Raw genomic sequence first — 5,393 nt, 5'->3', positions numbered from 1 at the left:
ACCGGCGAGCAGCTCGCGGGCCCGATCGGCCGGCATCGGCAGCGACATCATCCCGCCACCGGCCAGATGCTCACCGATCGCCTTGCTGCGCAGGGCCACCACCCGGGCGCCGTCTTCCAGGGAGAGGGCACCCGCGACACACGCCGCGGCGATCTCGCCCTGGGAGTGGCCGACCACCGCGGCGGGCTCTACTCCGTAGGAGCGCCACAGCGCGGCGAGGGACACCATGACCGCCCAGAGCGCGGGCTGCACGATGTCGACCCGCTTGAGCGCTGTCTCGTCGCCCAGCACGTCGGTGAGCGACCAGTCCACGAACGGATCCAAGGCGTCCTGGCAAGCGTGCAAAGTCGCGGCGAACACCGGCGAAGTGGCGAGGAGGTCCTGGGCCATGCCGGCCCACTGCGCGCCCTGGCCCGGGAAGACGAACACGACCCTCTCCGCGGCCCGGGCCTGCGCCGGGACTATGTCGCCGGCGCTGATCGCGCGCAGGCCGTCCCGGTCGCCGGCGGCCACGGCGGCCCGATACTCGAAGGCTTCCCTGGTGTGCAGCAGGGACCAGCTGACATCCACCGGCCGCAGCTCGGGATCCGCAGTGACCTGGTCGAGCAGCCGTGCCGCCTGGTCCCGGACCGCCTCGGGCGTCTTGGCGGACACCACCCACGGCACGTCGGGCTCGGTGTCGGCGACAGTCGTCACCGGCGGTGACACGGGGCCCGGGGCTTCGAGGACGATGTGCGCGTTGGTGCCGCTGATGCCGAAGGCGGACACCCCGGCGCGGCGGGGGCGGCCGGTCTCGGGCCACGGCATCGCCTCGGTCAGCAGCCGCACGTCGCCCTGGGTCCAGTCGACCTGCGACGTCGGCTCCTCGACGTGCAACGTCTTGGGCAGGACCCCGTGGCGCAGCGCCTCGACCATCTTGATGACACCGCCGACACCGGCCGCGGCCTGCGTGTGCCCGATGTTGGACTTCAGGGATCCCAGCCACAGCGGATTGTCCCGATCCTGGCCATAGGTGGCCAGCAACGCCTGGGCCTCGATCGGGTCACCCAGCCGGGTGCCCGTACCGTGCGCCTCGACCGCATCCACGTCGGCGGGTGACAGACCCGCCGCCGCCAGTGCTTGACGGATCACCCGCTGCTGGGAGGGTCCGTTCGGGGCGGTCAAGCCGTTGGAGGCGCCGTCCTGGTTGACCGCGCTGGAGCGGAAGATCGCCAGCACCTCGTGGCCGTTGCGGCGGGCGTCCGAGAGGCGTTCCATGACGACGACGCCCACGCCCTCGGCCCAGCCGGTGCCGTCCGCCGCGTCGTCGAAGGACTTGCAGCGCCCGTCGGCGGAGAGACCGCCCTGTTTGGTGAGACCCACGAACATGTCGGAGGTCGCCATCACCGTCACGCCCCCGGCCAGGGCCAGCGAGCACTCCCCCGCCCTCAGCGCCTGGGCGGCGAGGTGCATGGCCACGAGCGACGAGGAGCAGGCGGTGTCCACGCTGACCGCGGGGCCTTCGAGGCCGAGCGCGTACGCCACCCGGCCCGACATCACGCTCGTCGCGGCGCCCGTGAGCACGTGGCCGCGCAGCTCGTCGTTCGCCCGGTTGACCAGGTCGAGGTAGCCGGTCTGGTAGGCGCCCACGAAGACGCCTGTGGCACTGCCGGCCAGCGCGGCGGGGGCGATGCCGGTCCGTTCCAGGGCTTCCCACGACACCTCGAGCAGGATTCGCTGCTGCGGGTCGGTGGCCTGGGCCTCGCGGGGCGAGATGCGGAAGAACGCGGCGTCGAACTCGTCCACCCCGGGCAGGAAGCCGCCCCGATCGGTGATCGACGTGCCCGTGCCCGGCCCGTCCGCGCCGATCAGCGCGTCGAGGTCCCAGCCGCGGTCGGTGGGGAAGGTGGTGATGCCGTCGGTCCCGTCCGTGACCAGGCGCCACAGGTCCTCCGGGGTCCGGACGTCGCCCGGGTAGCGGCAGGCCATGCCGACCAGCACGATCGGGTCGTCGGTGACCGAGACGAGCGCCGGGACCTGATCCGATCCGGTCACGTCCGGGGAGCCGAGCGCGCCCGCCAGATGCCCCGCGAGCCGGGCGACGGTCGGATAGTCGAACACCGCGCTGGCCGCCAGGCTCAGGCCGGTCCGGGACTGCAACAGGTTCCGGAGCTCGACCGCGGTGAGCGAGTCGAAGCCGAGCTCGCTGAACGGCTGGTGCGCGTTGATGCGGGTGCCGGTCGCGTGGCCGAGCACGGATGCGGCGGCCTCGCGTACCAGATCGGTGAGGGCCTTCTCCCGCTCGGCCGGCGGCAGCCCGGCGAGGCCCTGTCCGGCCTGGCCGGTGCCGTTGTTGCTCGCGGACCGCCGGGCCGGGCCGCCCGTCAGCGACCGCCACAACGCCGGGATCTCGGGTTGTGCCCGCAGGGCTCGCAGGTCGAGCCGGGCCGGCACCAGCAGCGACGGCAGCCCGTCGCCCAGCGCCCGGTCGAAGAGCTCCAGCCCGTGCTCGACGGCGAGTGCCGGGAGCGCGGCCCGGGCCATCCGGCGCCGATCGGTTTCGGACAGCGTGCCCACCATGCCGATGTCGGTCGTCCACGGCCCCCACGCCAGCGACAGGCCGGGCAGCCCGTCGTGGCGGCGCCGCTGCGCGAGCGCGTCGAGGAAGGCGTTGCCGGCCGCGTAGTTGCCCTGTCCGCCGCCGCCGAGCAGCCCGCCGATCGAGGAGAACAGCACGAACAGCGTCAGGTCCAGGTCCCGGGTCAGCTCGTGCAGGTGCCAGGCCGCATCCACCTTGGGTACGAGCACCCGGTCGAGCTGTTCCCGCGAGAGGCCGGCGATGACCCCGTCCTCGACCACGCCCGCCGTGTGCACGACGCCGGTGATGTCATGGGCGGCGAAGACCCCGGCCAGCGTTTCGCGGTCGGCCACGTCACCGGCCACGACTTCGACCTCGGCGCCGAGCGCGGTGAGATCGGATACCAGCTCGGTGGCGCCGGGCGCCTCGGGTCCGCGCCGGCTGAGCAGCACCAGGCGGCGGGCGCCGTGCTCGGTGACCAGGTGCCGGGCCACCACGCCGCCCAGGCCGCCGGTGCCGCCGGTGACGAGCACGGTTCCGGCCGGGTTCAGCGGTGTCGCCGGGGCGCTCGTGGCTTCGACCCGGGTCAGGCGGGCGGCGTGCAGGGTGCCGTTGCGGAGAGCCAGTTGAGGATCCCCGGCGGCCAGCACGTCATCCAGAACAGCGGCGTCCGTATCCGCGTCGGTGTCGAGCAGGATCAGGCGGCCCGGGTGTTCGGTCTGCGCCGAGCGGACCAGGCCCCACACTGCCGCGGCGGCCGGGTCGGTGACCGTGTCCCCGGGTTCGACGGCGACGGCGCCGCGGGTGACGACGACCAGCGGTTCCGTGGCGTCCTCGAGCCGGCGCTGCAGCTGGTCGAGCACGTGGGCGGTCAGCGCGTGGGTGGAGGCGACCACGTCGTCCGGGTCGCCGGTCGCGGTGAGCACGGTCGCGGAGGCGCCGTCACCGGTCGGCGCCCGCTCGGGGACCGGGATCCACGTCAGGCTCAGCAGGGTCCGATCGCCCCGGCTCACGGCGGTGTCGAGGGGCCTCAGGGACAGTGCGCCGATCGAGAGGACCGGCTGCCCGGTGCTGTCGGCGGCGGCGAGCGCGAGGACCGTGTCGTCCGTACGGGTCAGGACTATCCGGAGGCGGGCGGCCCCGGCGGCGTGCAGGTCCACGGCACCGAAGGCGAACGGTGACCCGGCCGCCCCGGTGAGCCCGGCCGGTTGGAGCGCCGCGTCGAGCAGGGCCGGGTGGATCCCGTACGCGTCGGCGCCGGCGCCCTCGGGCAGCTCGGCCTCGGCCAGGACGTGGTCGCCGAGGCGCCACGCCCGGGTCACGCCCTGGAACAGCGGGCCGTACTCGGGGTTGCCGTCGAAGTCGATCTCTTCGGCCTCCGGGACCGGCCACGCCCCGGTGACCAGGCCGAAGTCGGCACGTGCGGCGGCGGCGCTCAGGACGCCGCTCGCGTGCCGGGTCCACTCCTCCTGGCCGTCCGGCCGGGCGTACACGCTCACCGGCCGCCGGTCCGGCCCGGCGTCGACGACCACCTGCACCTGGACGCCGCCCTGCGCGGGCAGCACCAGCGGGGCTTCGAGCAGCAGCTCGGCGAGGTGACCGCGGCCCACGGCGTCCCCGGCGCGGACGGCCAGCTCGACGAAGCCGGTGCCCGGGAAGATCGCCTTCCCCTGGACGGTGTGCTCGGCCAGCCACGGGTGGGTGCGCAGCGACAGCCGGCTGGTGAAGACCACCCCGTCCGTACGCGGCAACGGCAGCATCGCCCCGAGCAGCGGATGCTCCGCGGCGCTGAGCCCGGCGGCGGTGACGTCGGCCGGCCGGTGCACGGGGTCGGCCCAGAACCGCTGCCGCTGGAAGGCGTAGGTCGGCAGCGGCACTCGCCGGGCTCCCCGCTCCGCGAACACCGGCGACCAATCCACCGCGACGCCCTGCGCATACAACCGGCCCAGGGCGGTCAGCAACGCCTCGTTGTCGCCCCGCTTCCGCCGCAACAACGGCACACTGTTGTCCACCAGCCCCGACAACACCCCGTCCGGACCGGCCTCAACCAGCGTGGTCACCCCTTGCTCCGCCAGCCACCGCACGCCGTCGGCAAACCGCACCGTCCCGCGCACCTGCCGGACCCAATAGTCAGCCGACTGCATCCCCTCGTCGGGCTCGCCGGTCAGGTTGGACACGATCGGGATCCGCGGTTCGTGGAACTCCACCGTGGCCAGCACTCCGGCGAATTCCTCAAGCATCGGGTCCATCAATGCCGAGTGGAAGGCGTGCGAGACCCGCAGCCGCGTCACCTTCCCGGTCGCCGACGCGATCAGCGCGTCCACCGCTTCCTGCGGCCCGGACACCACCACCGAGCCGGCCGTGTTCACCGCCGCCACGGACACGCCCTCGGGCACGTCGCCTTCCGCCATCTCGACCGTGGCCATCGCGCCACCGGCCGGCAACGCCTGCATCAACCGGGCCCGGGCCGCCACCACGCGCGATGCATCCTGCAACGACCACATTCCCGACACGTAGGCGGCCGTCAGCTCGCCGATGGAGTGGCCCAGCAGATAGTCGGGCGTCACACCATGGGCGCGCAGCACCTCGAACAGGGCCGCCTCGACCACGAACAGGGCCGGCTGCGCCCACCCCGTCTGGTTGATCAGATCCGGGTCGTCACCCCAGAGAACCTCCGCCAGCGGGAGATCCAACTCGGCGAGGATGGCGTCCACCGCCGCGGCGAAGACCTCCGAAGTCTCATAGAGCTCGCGGGCCATGCCCAGCCGCTGAGCGCCCTGGCCCGTGAACAACACTGCCAGCCGGGGAGCCGTCTGCGCGGTCACCGGGGCGACGT

At 73.6% G+C, this 5,393-nt stretch carries 1 protein-coding gene; it reads right to left on the bottom strand.

The window, feature by feature from the left end; genetic code table 11:
- Nucleotides 1-5,393: SDR family NAD(P)-dependent oxidoreductase (locus tag RAN62_RS40900; RefSeq protein ID WP_305790290.1), on the bottom strand; the 5,393-nt coding region annotated here is incomplete at both ends.

It is taken from the genome of Symbioplanes lichenis (genome assembly GCF_030709675.1).
Lineage (GTDB): Bacteria > Actinomycetota > Actinomycetes > Mycobacteriales > Micromonosporaceae > Actinoplanes > Actinoplanes lichenis.
Note: the sequence above shows the minus strand (reverse complement) of the source record. Positions and strands in the feature narration are given on the sequence as shown.